At 47.9% G+C, this 24,134-nt stretch carries 20 protein-coding genes and 1 pseudogene; 10 read left to right on the top strand and 11 right to left on the bottom strand.

The features are described from left to right. Nucleotides 1-252 precede the first annotated feature (252 nt). Both dinD and ACOJUO_RS11080 read right to left on the bottom strand, forming a co-directional pair. Complete coding sequence (gene dinD / locus ACOJUO_RS11075; RefSeq protein WP_422136751.1) at nucleotides 253-1,122, bottom strand: DNA damage-inducible protein D; 870 nt, start codon at nucleotides 1,120-1,122, stop codon at nucleotides 253-255. Nucleotides 1,123-1,163: 41 nt separating this feature from the next. Further along, nucleotides 1,164-1,307, bottom strand: coding sequence for a hypothetical protein (locus tag ACOJUO_RS11080; RefSeq protein WP_422139809.1), 144 nt, complete (start codon nucleotides 1,305-1,307; stop codon nucleotides 1,164-1,166). Nucleotides 1,308-1,556: 249 nt separating this feature from the next. Here ACOJUO_RS11080 and ACOJUO_RS11085 point away from each other — a divergent pair, with 249 nt between their 5' ends. Next, nucleotides 1,557-1,778: a hypothetical protein gene (locus ACOJUO_RS11085; protein ID WP_422139810.1), complete on the top strand. Its 222-nt coding sequence runs from the start codon at nucleotides 1,557-1,559 to the stop codon at nucleotides 1,776-1,778. Between the two features lie 459 nt (nucleotides 1,779-2,237). Here the strand turns inward: ACOJUO_RS11085 and ACOJUO_RS11090 are convergent. Next, nucleotides 2,238-2,600, bottom strand: a pseudogene (locus ACOJUO_RS11090) (transposase); the annotation flags it as partial. Nucleotides 2,601-3,138: 538 nt separating this feature from the next. Between ACOJUO_RS11090 and ACOJUO_RS11095 the strand changes: the two are divergent. From ACOJUO_RS11095 to ACOJUO_RS11125, 7 genes are all read left to right on the top strand, one after another. Beyond that, on the top strand, nucleotides 3,139-7,014 hold the full coding sequence (locus tag ACOJUO_RS11095) for a WD40 domain-containing protein (protein WP_422139811.1): 3,876 nt from the start codon (nucleotides 3,139-3,141) through the stop codon (nucleotides 7,012-7,014). 516 nt (nucleotides 7,015-7,530) lie between these two features. Continuing rightward, nucleotides 7,531-10,113: a WD40 repeat domain-containing protein gene (locus tag ACOJUO_RS11100; RefSeq protein WP_422139812.1), complete on the top strand. Its 2,583-nt coding sequence runs from the start codon at nucleotides 7,531-7,533 to the stop codon at nucleotides 10,111-10,113. A 187-nt stretch (nucleotides 10,114-10,300) separates the two neighbouring features. Further along, entirely contained in the window at nucleotides 10,301-11,509 is a 1,209-nt protein-coding gene (locus tag ACOJUO_RS11105; RefSeq protein ID WP_422139813.1) for a hypothetical protein, read from the top strand. A gap of 185 nt (nucleotides 11,510-11,694) precedes the next feature. Next, on the top strand, nucleotides 11,695-12,915 hold the full coding sequence (locus ACOJUO_RS11110) for a hypothetical protein (protein WP_422136771.1): 1,221 nt from the start codon (nucleotides 11,695-11,697) through the stop codon (nucleotides 12,913-12,915). Nucleotides 12,916-13,117: 202 nt separating this feature from the next. After that, entirely contained in the window at nucleotides 13,118-14,341 is a 1,224-nt protein-coding gene (locus ACOJUO_RS11115) for a hypothetical protein (RefSeq protein WP_422136772.1), read from the top strand. A gap of 208 nt (nucleotides 14,342-14,549) precedes the next feature. Continuing rightward, entirely contained in the window at nucleotides 14,550-15,830 is a 1,281-nt protein-coding gene (locus tag ACOJUO_RS11120; protein ID WP_422139814.1) for a hypothetical protein, read from the top strand. A 191-nt stretch (nucleotides 15,831-16,021) separates the two neighbouring features. Beyond that, complete coding sequence (locus tag ACOJUO_RS11125) at nucleotides 16,022-17,248, top strand: hypothetical protein (protein WP_422136774.1); 1,227 nt, start codon at nucleotides 16,022-16,024, stop codon at nucleotides 17,246-17,248. Between the two features lie 66 nt (nucleotides 17,249-17,314). On the opposite strand, the gene ACOJUO_RS11130 is transcribed toward ACOJUO_RS11125, so the two are convergent. The 3 genes from ACOJUO_RS11130 to ACOJUO_RS11140 form a co-directional block, all read right to left on the bottom strand. Further along, nucleotides 17,315-17,770, bottom strand: a complete 456-nt coding sequence (locus ACOJUO_RS11130) for a PIN domain-containing protein (protein WP_422139815.1) — start codon at nucleotides 17,768-17,770, stop codon at nucleotides 17,315-17,317. Next, nucleotides 17,767-18,006, bottom strand: coding sequence for a type II toxin-antitoxin system VapB family antitoxin (gene vapB / locus ACOJUO_RS11135; protein ID WP_317143578.1), 240 nt, complete (start codon nucleotides 18,004-18,006; stop codon nucleotides 17,767-17,769). Before vapB ends, ACOJUO_RS11130 begins: the two co-directional genes overlap by 4 nt. Nucleotides 18,007-18,148: 142 nt before the next feature. Next, nucleotides 18,149-18,601: a hypothetical protein gene (locus ACOJUO_RS11140; protein WP_422139816.1), complete on the bottom strand. Its 453-nt coding sequence runs from the start codon at nucleotides 18,599-18,601 to the stop codon at nucleotides 18,149-18,151. Between the two features lie 73 nt (nucleotides 18,602-18,674). Here ACOJUO_RS11140 and ACOJUO_RS11145 point away from each other — a divergent pair, with 73 nt between their 5' ends. Both ACOJUO_RS11145 and ACOJUO_RS11150 read left to right on the top strand, forming a co-directional pair. Then, nucleotides 18,675-19,106: a secondary thiamine-phosphate synthase enzyme YjbQ gene (locus ACOJUO_RS11145; protein ID WP_422136777.1), complete on the top strand. Its 432-nt coding sequence runs from the start codon at nucleotides 18,675-18,677 to the stop codon at nucleotides 19,104-19,106. Nucleotides 19,107-19,274: 168 nt separating this feature from the next. Further along, nucleotides 19,275-19,520: a hypothetical protein gene (locus tag ACOJUO_RS11150; RefSeq protein ID WP_422136778.1), complete on the top strand. Its 246-nt coding sequence runs from the start codon at nucleotides 19,275-19,277 to the stop codon at nucleotides 19,518-19,520. Between the two features lie 42 nt (nucleotides 19,521-19,562). Here the strand turns inward: ACOJUO_RS11150 and selD are convergent, their stop codons facing one another. The 5 genes from selD to ACOJUO_RS11175 all read right to left on the bottom strand — a co-directional run bounded on the left by selD (nucleotide 19,563) and on the right by ACOJUO_RS11175 (nucleotide 23,980). Beyond that, entirely contained in the window at nucleotides 19,563-20,615 is a 1,053-nt protein-coding gene (gene selD / locus ACOJUO_RS11155; RefSeq protein ID WP_422139817.1) for a selenide, water dikinase SelD, read from the bottom strand. A 184-nt stretch (nucleotides 20,616-20,799) separates the two neighbouring features. Further along, the gene (locus tag ACOJUO_RS11160) at nucleotides 20,800-21,126 is read right to left on the bottom strand and encodes a hypothetical protein (protein WP_422139818.1); all 327 of its coding nucleotides are present in this window, start codon (nucleotides 21,124-21,126) and stop codon (nucleotides 20,800-20,802) included. A gap of 216 nt (nucleotides 21,127-21,342) precedes the next feature. Further along, complete coding sequence (locus ACOJUO_RS11165) at nucleotides 21,343-21,828, bottom strand: hypothetical protein (RefSeq protein WP_422136781.1); 486 nt, start codon at nucleotides 21,826-21,828, stop codon at nucleotides 21,343-21,345. Between the two features lie 217 nt (nucleotides 21,829-22,045). Beyond that, complete coding sequence (locus tag ACOJUO_RS11170; RefSeq protein ID WP_422136782.1) at nucleotides 22,046-22,570, bottom strand: DUF2878 domain-containing protein; 525 nt, start codon at nucleotides 22,568-22,570, stop codon at nucleotides 22,046-22,048. A 12-nt stretch (nucleotides 22,571-22,582) separates the two neighbouring features. Further along, complete coding sequence (locus ACOJUO_RS11175) at nucleotides 22,583-23,980, bottom strand: PLP-dependent aminotransferase family protein (RefSeq protein WP_422136783.1); 1,398 nt, start codon at nucleotides 23,978-23,980, stop codon at nucleotides 22,583-22,585. Nucleotides 23,981-24,134 lie beyond the last annotated feature (154 nt).

A 24,134-nucleotide genomic window follows, 5' to 3' on the forward strand; every position in this document is an offset into this window, starting at 1 on the left:
GTCGCTACAAGCATCTCATGACATAAAACAGATAAAAATGACATAGATACAAGCAACTTTGACATACCAGACCCCAGCAACAATACTTTCAGTGTTGTTTAGCCGGGGTCTTTTTTATGTACAGGAGAACACTTGATTTGAGAAAGTATAAAAGTGACGCCGGATTAAACTGCTTCTGTCTACTCATCTTTTTCAGAACTAACATACCCATTAGAAATGTGGGTGTCGCAAAACACTCTCTTAATATCAAATTCAGCTTTTATCAGTCTGCCGGGCAGGTTTGGGCAGCCGATTTTCCTTGATTAACTTACGTTCATTGCTTTTCACGCGACGAGACAATTTGTTGATATCTTCTTCTGGTGGCAACTCTTCTGGTGTAATGCCACGTTCCTGCAACATTGTGCGAACGCTTCGGTTGTTCTGAACATGTTCTTGCGTAATGGGGCGCTCTCCCTGCAAGTCATGCTCAGTGACATTGTGGTTGGTAATTTCGGTGGCCAGATTCTTCGCTGCAATGGTCACCGTAGGCAGGAAATCAGCCAGTGGCCGCTTCTCAGGCATACCCAGCTTTTGTTTCATGTTTCTGGTGTTGTTGCCTCCAAACAGGGCGGCATCACCTTTTGACCGAATACGACCAAAACCCCGTTCATCAACGCCCCGCTCATAGATATTTCTCGAAAGCTCGGTTTCAGATTCCCTGAGCTTTTGCCGGGCATCCAGTCGATCCTGAAGCCGTAAACGTTCTTCCAGAACCTCCTGTTTTCGGGTCTGAAGAGCAAAATAGGTTTGGGCAAAGGCAATGGATTCTTTACGGGGGTCGCCATTCTGGGCAACCAGATAGCAGGCATAGCGGGTCAGCATAACATCAGCAACAGGGCGCTGTGCACTGGAGCCCAACTGAACCATTTTCGTGACGTCACGAAAATGGTCGTCTTGAGGATTTCCTGAGTTTTCACAGGCAGCTCTGGCCTTATCTACAACCTTGGTGAAGTTTTCCCAGCGGTCATACCCCAGCTCAGACATCAGCTCCCGTGCATACCAGAACTCTATGGTTGCATCGGCTAATGTGTGGGTAATTTCCTCGAATCGGTTGGTTAGCTGGGAAATCAACGCTTTGTTCATAGTGGTAACCTTCGATTAAGTTATAAAAAATGCTTTGGGTATTATTGCTCAGCAGAGTCTACAGTGCTTTCAATCTTGACGTTTCGCAAGTCGATTTTCCCAGTGACGGCAACGGTAACCAGGGCTGTGCGGTATTCTGTCAACTGAGCGATGGTTTTTTCTGCCAGCCTCAGCTGTTTTTTCATCTTTTTATTTTCAGCATCAAGATAATTGACGATTATTTTCTGTTCACTCAGAGGGTTCGGTTAATGCTGGCTAATGCTGAACGAACAAGAATCAAATATATGTTGTGATGGTTATACCAGTTATGGGTTAGCAAATCATGAGTGTGCATGAGGGACGGTGCCGGATCTGACTTTTACCAAAAATAAACAAGGCTTGTAGCTGGTTGTTTTATTTAGAATTTTTTTGATCGGACTAAAAAAGGGTGTTTTGTGGATTATTGGCCTATCCTCTTGAGCTGTGAGGGTTATCTGCATTTTCCCTCCAGTGACCTGCCGATCAGGCAGTTGGCAAAATACATCATAGGGCGATGGTTGGCATGGGATTGTGACCTGCCGATCAGGCAGTTGGCAAAACTGCGCCATGCCAGCCAGGTGACTCTTGAGAGTGACCTGCCGATCAGGCAGTTGGCAAACAGGGAAACTCAAGCCTGAGTTCTTGGTATTTGTGACCTGCCGGTCAGGCAGTTGGCAAAGAATGAGGTATCGAAGCTTACCCTGATTTCACATAACCTACCGTGCAGGTAGATCGCTATCGGGGTAAGCAATTGTCGTGCTATGGCTGTAAAGTGAATTATTTGTCATGAGATGGCTGTTATTCTTATGACAAATGAAGTTTTATCCCTGCTGCAGTCCTTAGTTTATGGGGGCTGCTTTTGTCACGATATGGTAGTACCGACAGTGCATGTGGGTGCAACCATGTCCTGACAAAAAAAGTAGTAATGACATAAAACAGCTACTTTGACAAAAAAGACCTCGGCAACAATGCTTCAGGTGTTGTGTGACCGAGGTCTCTTTTATGTACCGTAGAAAACCAGGGAAATCCAAGGTTAACGCTGGATTCAAGCAATAAGTGCAATCGACTGCCCGGTGTAGACTTCAAGAGGCGTTCGCGATACGGCTATAAACAGTCGTATGACTCAGGGCAATCTCAGGCAGTTCGACGTGCATCCGCTTGCTGATGTTTTCAGGTGACCAGCCAAGGAGCAATCCTTTCTCGATGATGGGCATATATCGTTCATCTGTTTTGCTGAACTTTCTGGCTGATTTTTTTCTTTTACAAGCCAGTGCATGAGCACTCTCAGCACAGTAGCCGTGAGTAGAAGAATTACGGCTGAGCTCCCGCGACAGAGCGCCCTCACTGATGCCAACTGCCATTGCGATTTCTTTTTGCAAATGGCCTTTTCCACGGAGTGCTTGAATCTGGTATCGTTGACCAAGAGTCAGCTGCTTGTATTGTCTGGTTTGTGTACTCATTCCTGACTTCCATTTCTGAGTGTGAGAGCTACGAAATGTACCAGCAGCTGACTCAAATCTGAAATTTCAGTCGATTGCACTTATCCTATTAATCCAGCACAACTCTGACAAACAAGACCTCGGCAACAATACTTCAGGTGTTGTGCGACCGAGGTCTTTTTTTATGTTACGGAGAACACTTGATCTGAGACAGTATATAAGTGACGCCGGATTAAACTGCTTCTGGCTATTCATATTTTTCAGAGCTCACATACCCGTTAAAACTGTGTTGACGCGTCCGACTATAATCAATTTCAATATATTCAAACACCGCCCGACGCATCTGCTGCCCCATTCATCATAGGCATACAAAGCTGCGTTTCTACTTTCAAAGAATGAAAGTAGCTTTCAACGCAAGCATTATTTCAGCAATCAACTTTACGACTCTTACTTTGCTCTCATTCGTTTTTGTAGAGGATGTTTCTAAAGGTTTTTAAACCCTACTGGCTTCCTCGACCACGAAGTGAAGTGTCGGTAGACAGAACTCTGGAGAATGGCAATGGGTATTGCAAAGAGCTTGTCTATTGCGGGTTTGGTTCTCTTATTGGCATCAAGCTGTATGCAGGCATTTGCTCAAACGGCCGTTACTGCCTCGCCAACAATGCAACCTCAACTGATCCACGGGCTTAATATAGATCCGAACATGTTGCCGGTAACGACCGCTCCAACACCCACAGGAGGCGTTGTCCCACCAAGACATTGTGGGCCCCACAGGGTTATGAGTGTCTCATGGAATAAGGACAGTACACTCATGGCTGTGGGAATGGGTTCCGGCGGTTCCGGATGCCCTTTTTCAGGTCCCGTACAAATCTTTGATATGAGTGACCCGGCGAGGCCCAGACTGCTGCATACCCTGCACGATTTTAAAGACCGGGTGAGGGCTGTTGCCTTCAACCACGACGGCACCCGGCTGGCAGTCGGGGGAGATGATAAAAAGGTCAGGATTTATGACCCAGTGTCCCCGTCCGCCCCCCTTGCTACCCTGTCCGATGCGACAGGCCCGATTCGCAGCGTTAAATACAATCACGGCGGCACTCAGCTGGCAGTGGGTGGGAACGATCAAAAGGTCAGGATTTATGACCCAAGGGACCTGTCCATTCGCCCGACAATTCTGACCGATTCACGAGGCTGGGTAATGGACATTGACTACAGCCACGACGACACCGAACTGGCAACGGTATCAAGAGACTACAGACTCAGGGTTTATGACCCGAGGGATCTGTCCATTGCCCCGCAAGCTAAGATCCCTTGGCTTGGTCAAATGCGGAGCGTTAAATTCAACCACGATGGGACGCTGCTGGCAATTGGGGGAAGTGATCTTGGAAGGCCGGAAAAAAGGGTTGGGGTTTATGACACAAAGAACCTGGCCAGCACGAAGTATACTCTGTTGGGTGCGACAGACAAGGTCATGAGCATTGACTTCAATCACGACAGCACCCGAATCGCCGCCGGGTCGGCTGATCATAAGGTCAGGATATATGACATGTTGAATCTGCCTGGCGTTTTGTACACCCTCTCTGATGCGACAGATGTTGTACGGAGCGTTGAATACAACCACGACGGCACCCTGCTGGCAGTTGGGGCGGAAGATGGAAAGGTGAGGATTTATCAGGTCGCTACAGGAGCGCCAGCGACAACATCGTCATCTGCGCGTCCCTCAACCAGTCAACTCACAACTGCTTCGCCATCTGCACGTCCCTCAACCAGTATACCTACCACTGCTTCTACAACCATTTCGAGATCTCCATTAGGAAATTCAACGCTGACCAGACCTTCATCGTCGTATACAACCCAGCCAACAACGTCTGGTACTACAAACATGCGCCCTCTATTGATCCATGTGATTAATATAGATCCGAACGTTTTGCCGGTAACGACTGCTCCAACACCCACAGGAGGCGTTGTCCCACCAAGATATTGTGGGCCTCACAGGGTTATGGGTGTCTCATGGAATATGAACAGTATGCTCATGGCTGTGGGAATGGGTTCCGGCGGTTCCGGATGCCCTATTTCAGGCCCCGTACAAATCTTTGATATGAGTGACCCGGCGAGGCCCAGACTGCTGCATACCCTGCACGATTTTAAAGACTGGGTGAGGTCCGTTGCCTTCAACCACGACGGCACCCGGCTGGCAGTCGGTGGGGATGATAAAAAGGTCAGGATTTATGACCCAGTGTCCCCGTCCACCCCCCTTGCTACCCTGTCTGATGCGACAGGAGCGGTACGCAGCGTTAAATACAACCACGACAGCACCCAGCTGGCAGTGGGTGGGCAAGATCAAAAGGTCAGGATTTATGACCCGAATGACCTGTCCATTTCCCCGCACACTCTGTCCGATGCAAGTGATTGGGTAATGAGTGTTGACTACAACTACGACGGCACCCAGCTGGCAGTGGGAGGGAGAGATAAAAAGGTCAGGGTTTATGACCCGAGGGATCTGTCCATTTTCCCGCGCATTCTGCAGGATTCAAACGGTCAGGTACGGAGCGTGAAATACAATCACGACGGCACTCAGCTGGCAACTGGGGGAAGTGATAATAAGGCACGGAATAGGGTCAGGATTTATAACCCGAATGACCTGACCTTTGCGCCGCAAGTTCTGTCCGATGCGAGAGACTGGATCATGAGCATCGACTTCAATCACGACGGCACCCAGCTCGCAGTTGGGTCGGGTGATCGAAGTGTTAGGATATATGACATGTCGAATACATCTGACCTCCTGCACACCAAACTGCCCCCGCCCATTGCGTCCAAGGCAATAAATCCAACACGCCCCCTGTACATCATCTCTGATGCGAAAAACGATGTACGGAGCGTTGAGTATAATCACGACGGCACCCTGCTGGCAGTTGGGGGGGAAGATGAAAAGGTCAGGATTTATCGTTTCGATATAAGAGCGTCAGCTACAACATCGTCATCTACACGTCTCTCAACCAGTAAACTAACCACTGCTTCGTTCTTTGCAAGTCACTCAACCAGTAAACTCGCCACTGCTTCTACAACCATTTCGGGAGTTCCATCAGAAAATTCAACGCTGATCACGCATTCATCGTCGTATACAGCCCTGCCTCACAATACAAAAGCGCCAAGCCTGCCGGGTAGTTGCCCGCAGCCAGAAGGAATACCCCTGTTTCAAGCGTATGATGCAAAAAATGAGCAGATATACGTTGTCATTCAGCCTGAGTCGCATACCAAAAAGGTTAATCTGGCACGTTATAAAGGCTCTGAACTGGATGAACAATTTGGTCTGTGTGGCATTGTGACTTACACAACCTCTGCCAGCAGTTTCAGAAGGTTGGCTTCCTATCAGTCTCTGGCTGGACAGGTTATTCACGAAACTACAGGCTCTCACCTTGACCTTATTGCAACGCCAACGTCTGGAAAAACGGTTCTGTTGGAGTTTCCGTTAATTGTCGGCCAGGGATACCGGGCACGATTCAGCGTACACGACAAGGTATTTACTGAAGGGGTTCAAATTAATGATACTGCTCATCATCAAGGTGTCATGTATTTAACAGGAAAAATCAATAACAAACTGTTGATGAGCAGTTATCATCAACAACGACTCACGTTTCCTAAAAAATGTTTTAAGAGCGATGGGGAACGAGGACTTTTTTTGGGGGTTTCCCCAGATGGCAAGCACCTTTATGTAACAGGCATCAGTGGCGGTAAAAATGCGCCCTATTCTGTATTTATAAGACAGTTCGAAAAAAAACAACTCAATCCCGCTTTCTCTTTTGGATACAATGGCAAAGAGATAGTAATTGACACAAACATTGAAAGTGACAACAGTCTGCAGGACATTCTGATTCAAAAGAACCATGTTTATGTTGCCGTATTCAACCCAGCATCAGAGAAACTCTCCATTTGTCGGTTCGCCACTGACAATGGACAAATGGATAGCGCTTTTATTATTGACGATACGATTCGTTGTTCTTCAGGCACATCTGGTAGGTTTTTAACCGTTAGACTGGTGACTGCGAAAAATTGTTTGCAAGCCATTATTTACAACAGTAATGGGCAACTGTCTGTTATTACTTATGAAAATCAGGTCAATGTCCATCATTTTGACACCGCATTCAAGATCCCGGCAACAAGGTCAATGCGCCCGGTTTTTGTGGGCAATAACGCCTATCTGGCAGCTGCATACGCCGATATTGAGAAGGGTACCCGGCATGTCCGGATGCAGGTGATTTCTCTGCATCTTGAGAACCTGTCGCCTTCACCCCCCGGAGAATTCCCAGAGTGGGGTATTGGGCTTATTACAGTGGTTGTTGTGGTCCTGGTTGTCGCGGTTTCAGTCTTAGTCCATAAGAAGTTCAGGAGGAAACCACCCGTTCCAGTAAGTGATGCCACGAATGCGCTCCAAGAGTGATGATCATTAATAACCACCAAACAGTCTGGCAACCAGATCAACCCGCTGATGATCCTCTGGGATTAACGAGAAGACACCTGACATTCCTGTACAGCGTATCAAAGCCCATTATCAGCAAATAGGGTCAGCAACGCTTCCGCATGAAATCGTATATATTTATCCATACCGATAATGGTGATTTTTTTTGAAGGATGTGCTTACGAGGATCCAGTAATCACAGTACAGCAACATTAACATCTGGAAATGAATGGATTGATAGCTACCTATCTGAAAGTCGTCGTAAGATACAGCGTTTAGCAGAAGATGTTGAAGAGCTGATTGAAGCGCCAACACCCACTGAGACTCACGTCTATTGTTCCTGTTTTCTGAAATAGCTGTCTCGGCAACTGTTATTTTACCGCTGACCGACAGCGTCAGGCACCTCACATCTTTCCCTGTTTTTTAACCGGGCGGCAGTGAATTTTGTATCCATTTTCATTGCCTCAGATCACCAAGCTGGAATTCTGGAGAGTGGTTATGGGCATTGCAAAGAGCTGTTTTATTGCGGGTTTGGTTATCTTATTGGCAACAAGCTGTATGCAGGCAGTTGCTCAAACGGCCGTTATTGCCCGGCCAACAATGCAACCTTTACTGATCCACGAGATTAATATAGATCCGAACATGTTGCCGGTAACGACCGCTCCAACACCCACAGGAGGCGTTGTCCCACCAAGTTATTGTGGGCCCCACAGGGTTATGAGTGTCTCATGGAATAAGAACAGTACGCTCATGGCTGTGGGAATGGGTTCCGGCAGTGCTGATCCCAAATGCCCTTCTTCAGGCCCCGTACAAATCTTTGATATGAGTGACCCGGCGAGGCCCAGACTGCTGCATACCCTGCACGATTTTAAAGACTGGGTCAGGACTGTTGCCTTCAACCACGACGGCACCCGGCTGGCAGCCGGGGGGAATGATAAAAAGGTCAGGATTTATGACCCAGTGTCCCCGTCCTCCCCCCTTGCTACCCTGTCCGATGCGACAAAAGCGGTACGCAGTGTTAAATACAACCACGACGGCACCGAGCTGGCAGTGGGTGGGCAAGATCACAAGGTCAGGATTTATGACCCGAATGACCTGTCCATTTCCCCGAAAATACTGCCATATGCAAATGATTGGGTAATGAGTGTTGACTACAACCACGATGGCACCCAGCTGGCAGTGGGAGGGAAAGATCAAAAGGTCAGGGTTTATTATCCGAGGAATCTGTCCATTCTCCCCCATACTCTGCACGAGTCAAATGGTCAGGTACGGAGCGTTAAATACAACTACGACGGCACTCAGATGGCAACTGGGGGAAGTGATAGAAAGGTCTGGAATAAGGTCAGGATTTATAACCCGAATAACCTGACCATTCCGCCGCAAGTTCTGTCCGTTGCGAGAGACTGGATTATGAGCATCGACTTCAATCACGACGGCACCCGACTCGCAGTTGGGTCAGGTGATCTAAAGGTTAGGATATATGACGTGTCGAAACCAGCCCGCCTCCTGCACACCATCTCCGATGCGAAAAGCGATATACGGAGCGTTGCCTATAACCACGACGGTACCCTGCTGGCAGTCGGTGGGGAAGACCAAAAGGTCAGGATTTATCAGGTCGGTATAAGAGCATCAGCGAAAACATCACCCTCTACACGTCTGTCAACCAGAAAACTGACCACGACTTCTACGATCATTTCGGAATCTCCGTCAGCAAATTCACTGCTGAACAAAACTTTATCGTCGAATACAACTCTGCCTCACAATACAAATGCACCCAGCCTTTCGGCTGACTGTCCACCGCCAGAAGGAATACCCCAGTTTCAAGCGTATGATGCTGCAAATCAGCAGATATACGTTGTTATTCAGCCTGAGTCGGATCCCAAAAGGATTATTCTGGCACGTTATAAAGGCTCTGAACTGGATAAGCAATTTGGTCTGTGTGGTATTGTGACTTACACGACCTCTGCCAGCAGTTTCAGAAGGTTGGCTTCCTATCAGTCTCTGGCTGGACAGGTTATTCACGAAACTACAGGTTCTCACCTTGACATTATTGCAACGCCAACGTCTGGAAAAACGGTTCTGTTGGAGTTTCCGTTAATTGCTGGCCAGGGATACCGGGCACGATTCAGCGTACACGACAAGGTATTTCCTGAAGGGGTTCAAATTAATGATACCGCTCATCATCAGGGTGTCATGTATTTAACAGGAAAAATCAATAACAAACTGTTGATGAGCAGTTATCATCAACAAGGACTCACGTTTCCTGAAAAATGTTTTAAGAGCGATGAGGAACGAGGACTTTTTTTGAGGGTTTCTCCAGATGGCAAGCACCTTTATGTAACAGGCATCAGTGGCGGTAAAAATGCGCCCTATCCTGTATTTATAAGACAGTTCGAAAAAAAACAACTCAATCCCGCTTTCTCTTTTGGATACAATGGCAAAGAGATAGTAATTGACACAAACATTGAAAGTGACAACATCCGGCAGGACATTCTGATTCAAAAGGACCATGTTTACGTTGCTGTATTCAGCCCTGAGAAAGAGAAACTCTCCATTCGCCGGGTGGCGACTGACACTGGAGTGATGGACAGTGCTCATATTATAGACGATGTGATTCGTTTTCCTTCAGGAAAACCTGGTTCGTTTTTAATCGTCAGACTGGTGACTTCAGACCATTATTTGCACGCTATTATTTACAACAGTAATGGACAACTGTCCGTCATTACTTATGAAAATCAGGTCAATGTCCATCATTTTGACACCGCATTCAAGACCCCGGCAACAAAGTCGATGCGCCCGATTTTTGTGGGCAATAACGCCTATCTGGCAATTGCAGACGCTGATATTGAGAAGGGTATCCGGCATGTCCGTATGCAGGTGCTTTCTCTGGGTCTTCAAAACTACAACCCAAAGAACCTTCCCCCTTTATCACGAGCAGAAATCCCGGACTGGGGTATTGGGCTTATCGCGGTGGGTGTTGTCTTCGTTGCAGCGGTTTCAGCTACCGTTTTCGTTAAGAAGCTCAAAAGCAGACAACCAGTTCCCGTGAAGAATGTCACGGATTTGTTCCCCGAATTATGATCATTTCCGGTGTTTGAGACATAAAAAGTCTCCACAGACACTGAGCTGGCTACCTGACAGAACATCACCGGATAATAAAAACTACAGAAGGCGTAAAAACGACTGACCCTGAATGTCTATATTTGTCATCCATAGTTCCGTTTAGAGTCTATATTTCCCGTTCAGGAACTGTATCTGGCAAATCAGAATGAGAAAGTCATTCAACCTGTTTCCATTACTTTTGTGCTTGCTTTATACGACGGCACAGGCCAGCCCCCCCTCACAAAATGATTTTGATTTTCTTAAGCCTCTTAATGACAACGCACTGGTGGCAAACGGGCTTGAGTTAACAGAAAGCATTGCCGGAGTCTCTTTGTCTACCCTGCTCAATGTGGGTATATGGTGGGGTGTATGTAAAAGAGCAGGAATAGCTTTCGGGCATTCAAGCACACACAGTCTGACTGAATCGGATGCAAAGGAGTTGGAGAAGTTGAAAACGAATTTCTGTTTGCAGCTGGCCCCCTTGGTGACTATCGCAGAGGTGGCGCTGGCCGGGCATGTATCTCCCTCGCCCCTGGAACAGCGCTGGTGGAAACCCCTGTATTTTGCCGGTGCAGGAATGGCAGCTTATGCTGCCAGTTCGAAAAGGAGGGAGTACATACCTGTTGCAGTCTTGATTTACCTTGCGTCCGAAGCGGTATCAAGAACTGGAGCCAGTGCTATTTCGGCGTTAGCTCTAAGAAAAATGAGCCTGAGGGAAGTGGTAACTGATTGGTATGCGGCTGGGGAATACCCAATATTGTCTGTGATTAATGGGGTTATGGCAGGTACTGTCGCCTATGAAGCTATGATCCATAAAGGTTTCAGGCCAGCAAAAGCGATTCTTGCTTCTGTTGTCAGCGCAGCGATTGCCGGTACCCTCTCGGGTTTTATTTCATTATTAACAATTGATGTGGGCGGACAGACAGAGACCAAAGCCGGGACCGGAGTTCTAGTTGGAGCTCTGGCCGGAGTAGTAGTCGGAATCGGAGCAGATGTCGGAGCTGTGGCCGCAGCCGCAGCCAAAGCCACAATCATAGCCGCAGCCATAGCCAAAGCCACAGCAACGGCCACAGTCATAGCCAAAGCCGATTTCAGAGCAGGAGTCGAAGCCGCAGCTGGAGCCATAGCTGGAGCTTTTGCCTTTGGCGGAGTTGCAGCCTTGCTTATGTTGGGCAGTTTAAGGATAACCTCAAACAACCCGCTTATTAAAGCCGGTGTCACTCTGGTGCCTGCGTTGACTTTCGCTGTTATCAACAGTCTTTCAAACTACGCCGTTTATGGCTATCCAATGGAAGAAAGCTTTTCAGAGACAGCTTGGACCCAGTGGAAAAAGTTCTATGCGCCCCTGGATTATCTCTCGACTCTGTTTAACTGACAGAATCAACTTTCAATTCCATTTACCCGAAGTGCCCCTGAGGCTAACAGGAAGCAGACCATCAGGCCGTGATGAGACTTCAGTAACAGAGCCTCGCTATGTGTCTGCTGCCTTAGGATTTTGTCATCCATAGCTCCGTTTAGGGTCTATATTTCCCGTTCATTAGCTGTACTGGGAAAATTACCATGAAAAAGTCATTCAACCTGTTTCCATTGCTTTTATGTTTGCTTTATGCGACGGCACAGGCCAGCCCCCACTCACAAAATGATTTTGATTTTCTTAAGCCTTTTAATGACACCGCACTGGTTGCAAAAGGGCTTGAGTTAACGGGAAGCATTGCCGGAGTCTCTTTATCTACCCTGCTCAATGTGGGCATATGGTGGGGTGTATGCAAAACAGCGGGAATAGTCTCGGGGCTTTCAAGCACATATGATCTGGCTGAATCGGATACAAAGGAGCTGGAGAAGTTGAAAACGGATTTCTGTTTGCAGCTGGCCCCCCTGGTGACTACCGCCGAAGTGGCGCTGGCCGGGCATGTGTCTCCCTGGCCCCTGGAACGGCGCTGGTGGAAACCCCTGTATTTTGCCGGTGCAGGAATGGCAGCTTACGCCGGTAGTACGAAAACGAGGAAGCACGTACCTGTCGCAGTCTTGATCTACCTTGCATCCGAAGCGGCATCAAGAACTGGAGCCAGCGCTATTTCGACATTAGTTCTAAGAAAAATGAGCGTAAGGGATATGGTGACTGAATGGTATGCGGCTGGGGAATACGCAATATTGTCTCTGATTAATGGGGTTATGGCAGGCGCTGTCGTCTATGAAGCCATGATCCATAAAGGTATCAGGCCAGCAAAAGCGATGTTTGCTTCTGTTGTTGGCGCAGCGATTACGGGTAGCCTCTCGGGAATTATTTCATTGTTAACAATTGATGTGGGCGGAGAGACATTAGCCAAAGCCGGGATTGGAGTTTTAGCCGGAGCTGTAGCCGGAGCAGGAATCGGACTCGGAGCAGGAGCAGGATTAGGAGCCGGGGCCGCAGCTTTACTCACAGTCACAGCTGCAGCTTCAGCCGCAGCGACAGCCACAGCCACAGGCGCAGTTCCAGCCGCAGCTCCTGCCGGGTTCAGAGAGAGATTAGTAGCCTTAGTTGGAGCCGAAGTTGGATCTTTTACCTTTGCCGGATTCGCAGCCTTGCTTATGTTGGAAAGTTCCAGGATAACCTCAAACAACCCACTTTTTAAAGCCGGTGTCACTCTGGTGCCCGCGTTGACTTTCGCTTTTATCAATAGTCTTTCGAACCTCGCCGTTTATGGCTATCCACTGCAAGAAGGTTTTTCAGAGACCGCCTGGACTCAGTGGAAAAAGTTCTATGCGCCTCTGGATTATCTCTCGACTCTCTTTAACTGACAGATTCAACCTTCAAATCCATTTACTCGAAGCGCCCCTGAGGTTAACAGGAAGTAGACCATCAGGCTGTGGTGAGACCTCATTAACAGAGCCTCAATATGTGTTTGCTGCCTTATCTGCACCGCACGTTAAGGATTTTGTCATCCTTAGCTCTGTTAAGAGTCTATATTTCCCGTTCAGTAACTGTATCTGGCAGGTCACCATGAGAAAGTCATTCAAACTGTTTCCTTTACTTTTCTGTTTGCTTTATACGACGGCACAGGCCAGTCTCCCCTTAAAAAATGATTTTGATTTTCTTGGGCCTTTAAATAACACCGCACTGGTGGCAAACGGACTTGAGTTAACGGCAAGCATTGCCGGAGTCTCTTTGTCTACCCTGCTCAATGTGGGTATATGGTGGGGTGTATGCAAAACAGTGGGAATAGTCTCCGGGCTTTCAAGCACATATGATCTGGCTGAACCGGATACAAAAGAGCTGGAGAAGTTGAAAACAGATTTCTGTTTGCAGCTGGCCCCGCTGGTGACCACCACCGAGGTGGCGCTGGCCGGGCATGTGTCTCCCTGGCCCATGGAGCAGCGCTGGTGGAAACCCCTGTATTTTGCCGGTGCAGGAATGGCAGCTTACGCCACTATTGCTTCGAAAACCAGGGAGCACTTACCCGTCGCAGTCTTGACCTACCTCGCGTCCGGAGCGGTATCTGGAACTGGAGGCAGCGCTATTTCGGCGTTAATTCTAAGAAAAGTGAATGTGAGGAATATTACAACTGAAACGTATGCCTCCTGGGAATACTCATTGTTGTCTTTGATCAATGGGATTATGACAGGCGCTGTCGTCTATGAAGCCATCATCCATAAAGGCTTTGGGCCAGCAAAAGCGGCTCTTGCTTCTGTTGTCAGCTCAGCGATTGCAGGTACCCTCTCGGGAGTTATTTCAGTATTAACCATTGAGGTAGACGCACAGGCACAGGCCTTAGCCGGAATTGTAGCTGGAGCCATAGCCGGAGCTGGAGCCACAGCTATAGCCGGAGCTGGAGCCATAGCCGGAGATGCAGCCGGAATCAAAGCTGTAGTCGCAGTTATAGCCGGAGCAGGAGCATGTGCGGGTGCCATAGCCGGAATCGGAGGTGGGGCTTCAGCTTCAGCAGTAATCAGAGGCATAATCGGAGCCGGAGTCACAGCCGGAGCCTTTACCTTTAGCGGAGTCGCAGCTTTGCTTATGTTCGGCAATTGGAAGATAACCTCAAACAACCCGTTTATCAAAGCCGGTGTCACTCTGGTGCCCGCGTTGACTTTCGCTGTTATCAATAGTCTTTCGAACCTCGCCGTTTATGGCTATCCACTGGAAGAAGGTTTTTCAGAGACCGCCTGGACTCAGTGGAAAAAGTTCTATGCGCCCCTGGATTATCTCTCGACTCTGTTTAACTGACAGATTCAACCTTCAAATCCATTTACTCGAAGCGCCCCTGAGGTTAACAGGAAGTAGACCATCAGGCTGTGGTGAGACCTCATTAGCAGAGCCTCAATATGTGTTTGCTGCCTTATCTGCACCGCACGTTGTAGTTAAGGATTTTGTCATCCGTAGCTCTGTTAAGAGTCTATATTTCCCGTTCAGTAACTGTATCTGGCAGGTCACCATGAGAAAGTCATTCAAACTGTTTCCTTTGCTTTTGTGTTTGCTTTATACGACGGCACAGGCCAGTCTCCCCTTAAAAAATGATTTTGATTTTCTTGGGCCTTTAAATAACACCGCACTGGTGGCAAACGGACTTGAGTTCACGGCAAGCATTGCCGGAGTCTCTTTGTCTACCCTGCTCAATGTGGGTATATGGTGGGGTGTATGCAAAACAGTGGGAATAGTCTCCGGGCTTTCAAGCACATATGATCTGGCTGAATCGGATACAAAGGAGCTGGAGAAGTTGAAAACGGATTTCTGTTTGCAGCTGGCCCCCCTGGTGACCATCACCGAAGTGGCGTTGGCCGGGCGTGTATCTCCCTGGCCCCTGGAGCAGCGCTGGTGGAAACCCCTGTATTTTGCCGGTGCAGGAATGGCAGCTTACGCCAGTGTTACGAAAACGAGGAAGCACATACCTGTCGCAGTTTTGACCTACCTTGCGTCCGAAGCGATATCAAGAACTGGAACCAGCGCTATTTCGACGCTAATTCTAAGGAAAATGAACGTGAGGGATATTAAAGCTGAAAGGTATGCCGCTTGGGAATACATGATATTTTCTGCGATGAATGGGGTTATGGCGGGCTCTGTCGCCTATGAAGTCATCATCCATAAAGGCTTCAGTCCAGCAAAAGCGGCTCTTGCTTCTGTTGTCAGCTCAGCGATTGGGGGTACCCTCTCGGGAGTTATTTCAATGCTATCAATTGATGTGGACGGACAGACGCAGGCCCTGACCATAATCGTAGCTGGAGCCTTAGCCGGAATCGAAGCTGGAGCCATAGCCGGACTCGGGGCTGGAGTCTTAGCCTTGGCCTTAGCCAGATTCGGAGCTGAAGTTATACCCACAGCCACAATCGAATCTGTAGTCAGAGCTGTTGCCGGTGGAGGAGCATGTGCAGGAACCCTGGCCGGAATCGGAGCCGGAGCCGGAGCCGTAGCCGGACTCGGAGCTGGAGCCTCAGCAGAAGTCAGTAATGGAATCTCAGGCGGAATCGGAGCCGGAACCCTTACCTTAAGTGGAGTCGCAGCCTTGCTAATGTTCGGCAATTGGAAGATATCCTCAAACAACCCGTTCATCAAAGCCGGTGTCACCCTGGTGCCTGCATTGACCTTCGCTCTTATCAATAGTCTTTCGAACTACGCCGTTTATGGCTATCCACTGGAAGAAGGTTTTTCAGAGGCCGGCTGGACCCAGTGGAAAAAGTTCTATGCGCCCCTGGATTATCTCTCGACCCTGTTTAGATGACAGACGCTTGAAGTGCCCCTGAGGTTAACAGGAATTAAACCATCAGCCTTGGTGAGAAGAACACGGTAAAAGAGCCTCATTATGTGTTAGTTGCCTTATCTGCAGCGCACGTTGGAGTTAAGAATTTTGTCATCCATAGCTCTGATAAAGGTCTATATTTCCGGTTCAGTAGCTGCATCTGGTAAATCACCATGAGAAAGCCATTCAACCTGTGTCCATTAGTTTTGTGTTTGCTTTATACGACAGCACAGGCCAGTCCCCCCTTACAAAATGATTTTGATTTTCTTGAGCCTTTAAATGACACCGCACTGGTGGCAAACGGGCTTGAGTTAACGGTAAACATTGCTGGATTCTCTCTGTCTACCCTGCTCAACCTGGGTATCTGGTGGGGTGTGTGTAAAACAGCGGGAATAGTCTCGGGGCTTTCTAGTAAATATGATCTGGCTGAATCGGATACAAAGGAGCTGGAGAAGTTGAAAACGGATTTTTGTTTGCAGCTGGCCCCCCTGATGACCAGCACCGAAGTGGCGCTGGCTGGGCATGTGTCTCCCTGGCCCCTGGAGCAGCGCTGGTGGAAACCCCTATATTTTGCCGGTGCTGTAATGGCAGCTTATGCGGCTATAACGAAAACGAGTGGGAAGATACCTGTTACAGTCCTGATCTACCTTGCGTCCGAAGCATTATTAAGAACTGGAGCCAGCGCTTTTTCGGCGGTAATTCTAAGAAAAATGAGCGTGAGAAATACTACAACTGAATGGTATGCGGCTGGAGGGTACACGACATTGTCTGTGGTCAATGGGATTATGGCAGGCGCTGTCGCCTATGAAGCCATGATCTATAAAGGCTTCAGTCCGGCAAAAGCGACTCTTGCTTCCGCTGTCAGCGCAGCAATTGCGGGTAGCCTCTCGGGAATTTTTTCATTGTTAACAATTGATGCGGGGGAACAGTTAAAGGCTGAAGCTGGAGCCTTAGCCTTAGCCGGAGTCGGAATCGCAGCTTTAGCAGGAACTTTTGCCGGAGCCGGAGCCATAGCAGGAGCCGGAGCAGAAGTCGGAGCTATAACCGGAGCCGGCGCTGGAGCCGAAGCCGGGGCCGTAGCTGGAGCCATAGCCAGTGCCACGACCTCAGCCGGAGCCTTGGCCAGATTAGGAGCCGGATTCGGAGTCGGACTCGGATCCTCAGCTGTGGGCGGAGTTGGAGTCCTGCTTATGTTCGGCAGTTCGAAGATAACCTCAAACAACCCATTTATCAGAGCCGGTGTCACTCTGGTGCCTGCACTGACCTTCGCTCTCATCAACAGTCTTTCAAACTACGTCGTTTATGGCTATCCAATGGAAGAAGGCTTTTCAGAGACCGGCTGGACTCAGTGGAAAAAGTTCTATGCGCCTCTGGATTATCTCTCGACCCTGTTTAACTGACAGACTCAACTTTTAGCAATTGAATCAGCGGTGAACTCTGGCAGTTACACAAGGCTCTTTCGTAGATCAGTTTGAACTCAATGACCTTTTTCTGCTGGTTTTTTGTGTTTTTACATTGGTCCAGTCTTCCACGAGCAGAGAGGGTACCCTGGCGAATTCACGGGTATTGTTGGTGATGCATGTCATGCCAAGACTTCGGGCATGACCCGCAATGAGATTGTCGTATATGCCGACTTGCTGGCCTTTTGAGCAAAGGTGTTGCCGGATATTGGCTGAGTGATCGGCGGCTTTTTCATCAAAGGGCAAAATGGACACCCTCATGAGAAACTCGTTTAGTATAATGATTTTGGTCTGCTTTCGTTTTTCGCTGTCTGAGTTATAAACACCGAACATCAGCTCATCATAGGTGATTGAGGAAATGAACATATCACCATTGTGGCTGGTTATCTTTTGGCGTACTTGCCTGGGGTCGTCTTTTTGCATAGCGAAGATAACCATGTTGGTATCCAGCATATATTTCATTCGCCCCAATCCCCCAGATCTCTGGCCTGCATGTCGGGTTGAGGCTGACGCTCAAACTCAACAGCGTTTTCATCAACCATCTGAAAGAATGAGTCCCAGTCTCCTTTTATCGGAGTGATCAGTATAGATTCTCCACGTTTGGAGATCCTGACACGATTTGTGCCTTCTGGCAGCTCAAGCTCTTTGGGGATTCTGACCGCCTGTGAACGGTTGTTTCTAAATACACTGGTTTCCATGTTTAGTCCTGTATATATATTTTGTATATCCAAAAAGTAGACTATAACAGCGGGTAGATCAATAAGTTCGGAGAGGTTGTCATCAATAGACGGCGCAACTATCGACGCCCCTGAGCTGGAAAATACTCTACTACCCCTTCGTTCAGTGTTGCTTTGCCTGATTTTCATCATTACATGAATGGCTGGTGTAGAATTGGGCAGCTAATGGCAGGCTTAGCCGGAAGGCTTCATCTTCGAAGCTTCGGTCCAGATAATGCTTTTTAAACTCACTGTTTTCGATTGAGCCTTCTTCCAGCTGCCGGACATGCACCAGTTCATGAGCCATGGTGACTCTTATTTCACTGGGTTCGAGTCCTTCTGCCAAGGCTATCAGGTACTTTTTCGGCCCGAGCGGTTTGGTAAAGCCCTTTATTTCGGGCTTATCCATTTTTTGTGTCAGATGAACAATAGTGACACCACTGACTCCCAGTTCTTCCATATAGAAAGCCTGCATAGCAAGAAAGTCACAGCCAAAGTTATTCAAATCGTTGGCGTGAGACAGTGCTGTCAGAAAAGAAAGAGGCAGTATGAAAGCAAACCAAAATCTCTGAATCATTAAACAGGCCTGTTAAGCTATCCAAAAGGGCTTAATGCCCAATGCAGTTCGGCAAAACAGGAGAAGACTTGATATGAGTTGGTTTCAGAAACTGATTCAACTGTCGGAAAAAGACAGGGGCTTCCATCTTATCACTGATGAGCTGGAGTCAAAGCTTCCCGAGCTTTCACTCTATCAGGTGGGTCTGGCTCATATCTTTATTCAGCACACATCCGCGTCCCTTACTCTGAATGAGAATACAGATCCGGATGTTCGTCATGATATGGAAACATTTTCCCTTCAAGCTATTCCGGATAGTGCCGACTACTATCGCCATGTTCTTGAGGGGGCTGATGATATGCCGGCCCATATAAAATCAAGCTTGTGGGGTGCCAGTGTGATGATACCTGTTACCGGGGGCCGATTTAATCTCGGGACCTGGCAGGGACTCTGGTTAGGAGAGCACAAAAAGCGCGGCGGAAAACGTCGCTTGATTGCGACTTTACAAGGCCGTCTATATAGGTAATTATAATTTCATTGGTCTTTTTTTAACAGCAGTATATCAATGGAGGACTCGAACCGACTGGCGTTTTACCAACGCTGGACTATAACTAAAAAAAATCGGAACTAAAGTCTTAAAATATGGGTTGGAGCACAGATTGCTCCATTGACCAGTATCCAAGAGGAAATAGCTATGGCACGGAAAACGCCGAAAAAAGCTGCTGCTGGTTTTGACGGGGTTGATATCAGTTATCTGGGGAGTCGAGACGAACCCGCTGATCAACGCACAGTTGAATCCCGGAAAAAACTCAGAGAGAGTCTTAACGCTCAGGTAGAGGCCTTTCTTAAGTCCGGTGGTGAAATAGAAGAGGTCCCATCAAATGTTACTGCTGATCCGCCCAAAAAACCTTCGAGCGAATACGGTAACCGTACAATTTAACCTTTTTTTTAAGCCCGACACTGTCGGGCTTTTTTTGGCCTTTTATACCTGAACCCTCACCAATGGGCCTTCTGAATATTCTTCCAGCTCACCAATAGACTCCAGTGAAAGACCATGCTGCCGGGTGATGGCCAGAAACGCTTCTTCGCTTTCCCTGTCCACAGCGACCAGTAAGCCACCACTGGTCTGTGGATCACACAGGAGTTGTTTTTGCTCTTCTATGATGATCCCGGCTTTATGCCCATAACTGTCAAAATTGCGTACAGTACCGCCCGGAATGCAACCTTGTAGTTGGTATTCACTGACGTGGGGGAGTAGTGGTAGAGCGCTCATTCTGATATTGGCCGCTACTTCGCTGCCTTCACAGACTTCAATCAGATGACCCAGCAGACCAAATCCTGTGACATCGGTCATGGCACTGATACCCGGTAATTGCGCCAGCTCTGAGCCAATTTTGTTAAGTGTGCACATGGCATCACGAGCCAGGTGGCTGTGTTCGTCCCTGAGCAGCTTTTTCTTCTGGGCTGTGGTGAGAATACCGACACCAAGAGGCTTGGTAAGGTAAAGCTTGCTACCTGCCCGGGCCTGGTCATTGCGCTTGAGCTGCTCTAGCGGTACTTTGCCAGTGACCGCCAGTCCGAAAATAGGCTCCGGTGCATCAATGCTGTGCCCACCTGCCAAAGGAATACCGGCATCAGCACAAGCCCGACGACCGCCATCGACAACTTTTGCGGCAATTTCAGGGGGCAGCCTATTCACTGGCCAGCCCAGAATGGCAATAGCCATCATGGGCTTACCTCCCATGGCGTAGATATCACTGATCGCATTGGTGGCAGCGATTCGTCCAAAATCGAAGGGATCATCAACAATAGGCATGAAAAAGTCAGTGGTGCTGATCACGCCTTCACCATTTCCGAGGTCAAAAACAGCGGCATCGTCCTTGCTGGAGTTACCGACAATCAGTCCGGGGAAGTCAGGCAGCTGAAGGTTGGTTTTTAGAATGCCATCGAGAATTTGTGGCGAAATTTTGCAGCCGCATCCTGCACCATGGCTGTATTCAGTCAGCTTGATGTTGTTGGTGTACTGGGAGGTCATTAAAATGCTCAAGAGGGATAAAATGGAAAAATCATGCACTTTAGCACTAATAGAAGTAGAAGCAAGCAGTGGGAGAGCCGGAGTCCAGGGAATCAATGCCAGATAACAGGCTACCAGGTTGTTAGTGCTGTCATCACTCTTTAGAAGGGAATTGTTTTAATTATCGTTCTCTTATGTTTTGTTGCTAATTAATGGGTGTCATTTCCGGCAGAATTTGGTTAAGGCCATCTGGTTCAATATATCGAATGGATGGGTCCTGCTGAGTCAGGCTTTCAATATCCAGCGATGAATCGGAAAGAAAAACAATACCGCAGGATCCGAAGGGGCGTACCAGTGATATCGTCACCTCTGAAGAGAGTTTGTCCAGCTTTTCGATCAGTAGTTCTGCATCGCAGCTTTTAACAATACCTGAGTCAAATACGGCAACCCAGCGATGAGTGTAGTGACTGAATTCTGAATATGAGAAGAGTGATAGTGAAGCAGTGAAGAAAAGCAGGAGTAAACGATTCATTATTTTCCTTCCAAAAAGTTAGATGGCAGAAAAACGTATGTTACTAATCCAGTATTTTCGGAGTAAGAAGGCTCTGCCTGTTTTTATTAAGTAATAGCAGATATTTTTCACCCGTCCGGAAATAAAAAGAAAGGAGCCTTTTGTTATGAATTATTCAAAGCAGGCTCCGGTTCTTATTATTGTTTCTGGGCGTATCATGGTAAATGAAAGGGCGCTTTAGTCATCAAGCTCAGAGAAAATCAGTTGTTTATAGGCAAAGACAATTTTGATTGAAGGTCTTTTCAGAATTTTTTGAATCCAGAAGCTGAACCATTGTGGTGCATTCATATCCTCTTCTTCATAATCGAACACTGTCGGCAGGTATTCAATGGGGTGAATCGTACCTTCGTCATCAATGACTGAGAAAAGTAAACCAGGTGGGTTGGCTATGCCGTCATTGCTTAGCCAGGGCTGGCAGAAAAAACTCATTTCAAGATCCATCGACCAAAGCTTAAAGTTCTTACTGACAATCAGTTTGAAGCGAGCCTTGTTTTTGGTTTTTCCCGCGCTCGCTATGTATTCAAGAGGCTCTGCACGGGCCGGCATTTTACGAACATTCAGGCCTTCTATGGGTTGGGTCCCGGACTCGAACCAGGACTTCATATCAGCTGCCTTTTGAGTCAGAAAGTTGCTGGCATTAACAGGGGGGGCTGAGACGGTCATCAAATACTTTCCTTTTTTATTTTCGCGCACTATGTCATCTAGAGCTCATCGCCCGGAAATGTTGTCAGGCTACACAGAAATGACGGCATATTACAATAGTTTATGTAACTAAAGTGATACTTTTATGTAAGCGTATTTGAGAGCAGACTCTTTTTGAGCCTGTTTCTGTGGCAGCAATTCGATAGCAGTGATTTTTCAGACTCAATAACAGGTGAGATTATTTCGGGTTCTGGAGACGATATTTTTCCCACCAGACATCAGAGAATGTCAGAATAATATTAATAATTATTGTTGCGGATATTGAAAGAATAGCCACTGCCTGCCATGTGGGCAGACAGGAAGATACATAGGTAAACTGTAACAACAGGAAGTAATGTGCTGCACTCAAAATAATAAGAAACAGATTGCCTGTCAGTCTGCTTTTACCTAACCAGCTCAGACTATGACGGATGGTCAGTCCCAGCATTATCCAGATACAAGCCAGCCATGGCGGAAGAATTCGACTCTCACCGGCAAATTGAAGAACGCTTATATTGCTCATCACACTGTCCAGGGCGCTACCGAGAATCAGGGTAATAAACATAATCTCCCGCTCTTTTTTCCATGAGCCGTAGGTAGAGAAGTGTACTATCAGAATGATGACTGCTGCGGCAACAGCCCAGGTTGATCGGGTTGTCATGCACACCAGCCAGCCTGCCAAAGCCAGGCCACTGTTAAGCCAGAAAGTATTCAGTTGTTTCATCTAAAAAACCATTTAAAAGACAATGGGTCTGAAAACAGGTTTGGGGTCAGAGGCCAGAAGTTCGCTGATGGTTTCCAGTCCTCTTTTGAGTTGATCTCTTGATGATGGACTACTGATACAGATTCTCACGGCCTGAGGCGCAGCCGAGCTGCCAACCGCAAAAACTTCAGAGTGCAACACTTTAACATTTTTACTTTCCAGCTGTTGGACAAATGTTTCTGCCCGCCAGGGTTCTGGCAGTCTCAGCCAGGCATAAAAACTATAAGGCTGTGACTGAATATCAAGGTGCCCGATAGTTTCTTTCAGAATGTCCTGCCGGTGCAGGATTTCTTCCCGCTGCCAGTCTGTCAGTTGCCGGGCTTCCCCGGAGTCAATCCATTCCGTTACCACTTCTGACATCAGTGGCGGTGCGCTCCAATAATTGTTTTGCATGGCAATTCTGATTTTGAGGTTCAAGTCTTTCGGGCTGCAAATAAAACCGACTCTCAGCCCTCCCGCCAGGAATTTGGAAAAACTTGAAGTGTACACCACTCGTTCCGGCGCAAGGCTATAGAGAGACGGTAAGCGGTTTTCAGGTGGAATAAACTGCACATCGTCTTCAAGAATCACAAGGTTGTGCGCAGCAGCAACGTCCAGAATTTCCTGACGCCTGGCCAGTGGCATTAAAGTGGCCGTCGGGTTCTGAAGGTTTGGCGTCAGGTAGAGAAGACGGAGTTTGAATTGATCACAACATTGCTCCAGCGCCTCAGGCGTCAGACCGTGCCGATCCATGGCCAAACCCATATGGCGAAGCTGCCAGTGTCTGGCGGCATTAATAAATCCGCGGTAGGTCAGATATTCTGACGCGATAACATCTCCGGGCCTCATGAGACCCTGGAGGGTAAGCATGTTAGCGTTCTGGCCACCGGATGTTATCAGAATATTGTCTGGCGCCGCTTTCATTCCGTGATAGCCCATCCAGCGAACTATGGTCTCACGGTGCCGGGGGATGCCCGTTTCCGGATGGTAATCCAGTAAAGGCGACAATTGTTGCCATTTTTCGGCTATTGAACTTAGGCTCCTGGCCAGGGTTTGCTCTCGGTTGGCCGGGACGGGCAAGCTGAGGCTAAGGTCGATCAGGTCGGATTCCCGGGGCTCTGGAATAGAGAAATCTCTTTTTTCCCAGACCTTGCCAAGAACAAATGTACCACTTCCCACTCTTGCGATGATAAGCCGCCGTCGTTCAGCTTCAGCGTAGCCACGTGTAATTGTCCCGATGGTGACACCCAGTTGCTCAGATAGAGAGCGGTGTGTGGGCAGCCGGTCGCCATTGTTTAGCTTGCCCTCCTTTATGGCTTCTTCTATAGCGTCAGCCAGCGCTTTGTATTTGGGACCGGAAAAACGATCCAGATCAGGTTGCCAGTCGATCATAGATTCAGCTATTTACATGATTGTCATGGTGACAATAAAAGGATTGAACCATTTTAAGCAGCCTATAAACTGCAATCAAATGAAAAAAGCAAAATAAAAACAAAATTGTATGGTGACAATTTATGCCGGTTGAAAGTAAAGGCAAAAAAAACAA

It is taken from the genome of Endozoicomonas sp. ALC020, assembly GCF_049275935.1.
Taxonomy (GTDB): Bacteria; Pseudomonadota; Gammaproteobacteria; order Pseudomonadales; family Endozoicomonadaceae; genus Endozoicomonas_A.

Bases quoted from the DNA above. Each gene is read 5' to 3' on its own strand.
- dinD (WP_422136751.1), bottom strand. From the start codon at position 1,122: ATGAACAAAGCGTTGATTTCCCAGCTAACCAACCGATTCGAGGAAATT.
- ACOJUO_RS11080 (WP_422139809.1), bottom strand. From the start codon at position 1,307: ATGAAAAAACAGCTGAGGCTGGCAGAAAAAACCATCGCTCAGTTGACA.
- ACOJUO_RS11095 (WP_422139811.1), top strand. From the start codon at position 3,139: ATGGGTATTGCAAAGAGCTTGTCTATTGCGGGTTTGGTTCTCTTATTG.
- ACOJUO_RS11100 (WP_422139812.1), top strand. From the start codon at position 7,531: ATGGGCATTGCAAAGAGCTGTTTTATTGCGGGTTTGGTTATCTTATTG.
- ACOJUO_RS11105 (WP_422139813.1), top strand. From the start codon at position 10,301: ATGAGAAAGTCATTCAACCTGTTTCCATTACTTTTGTGCTTGCTTTAT.
- ACOJUO_RS11110 (WP_422136771.1), top strand. From the start codon at position 11,695: ATGAAAAAGTCATTCAACCTGTTTCCATTGCTTTTATGTTTGCTTTAT.
- ACOJUO_RS11115 (WP_422136772.1), top strand. From the start codon at position 13,118: ATGAGAAAGTCATTCAAACTGTTTCCTTTACTTTTCTGTTTGCTTTAT.
- ACOJUO_RS11120 (WP_422139814.1), top strand. From the start codon at position 14,550: ATGAGAAAGTCATTCAAACTGTTTCCTTTGCTTTTGTGTTTGCTTTAT.
- ACOJUO_RS11125 (WP_422136774.1), top strand. From the start codon at position 16,022: ATGAGAAAGCCATTCAACCTGTGTCCATTAGTTTTGTGTTTGCTTTAT.
- ACOJUO_RS11130 (WP_422139815.1), bottom strand. From the start codon at position 17,770: ATGAAATATATGCTGGATACCAACATGGTTATCTTCGCTATGCAAAAA.
- vapB (WP_317143578.1), bottom strand. From the start codon at position 18,006: ATGGAAACCAGTGTATTTAGAAACAACCGTTCACAGGCGGTCAGAATC.
- ACOJUO_RS11140 (WP_422139816.1), bottom strand. From the start codon at position 18,601: ATGATTCAGAGATTTTGGTTTGCTTTCATACTGCCTCTTTCTTTTCTG.
- ACOJUO_RS11145 (WP_422136777.1), top strand. From the start codon at position 18,675: ATGAGTTGGTTTCAGAAACTGATTCAACTGTCGGAAAAAGACAGGGGC.
- ACOJUO_RS11150 (WP_422136778.1), top strand. From the start codon at position 19,275: ATGGCACGGAAAACGCCGAAAAAAGCTGCTGCTGGTTTTGACGGGGTT.
- selD (WP_422139817.1), bottom strand. From the start codon at position 20,615: ATGACCTCCCAGTACACCAACAACATCAAGCTGACTGAATACAGCCAT.
- ACOJUO_RS11160 (WP_422139818.1), bottom strand. From the start codon at position 21,126: ATGAATCGTTTACTCCTGCTTTTCTTCACTGCTTCACTATCACTCTTC.
- ACOJUO_RS11165 (WP_422136781.1), bottom strand. From the start codon at position 21,828: ATGACCGTCTCAGCCCCCCCTGTTAATGCCAGCAACTTTCTGACTCAA.
- ACOJUO_RS11170 (WP_422136782.1), bottom strand. From the start codon at position 22,570: ATGAAACAACTGAATACTTTCTGGCTTAACAGTGGCCTGGCTTTGGCA.
- ACOJUO_RS11175 (WP_422136783.1), bottom strand. From the start codon at position 23,980: ATGATCGACTGGCAACCTGATCTGGATCGTTTTTCCGGTCCCAAATAC.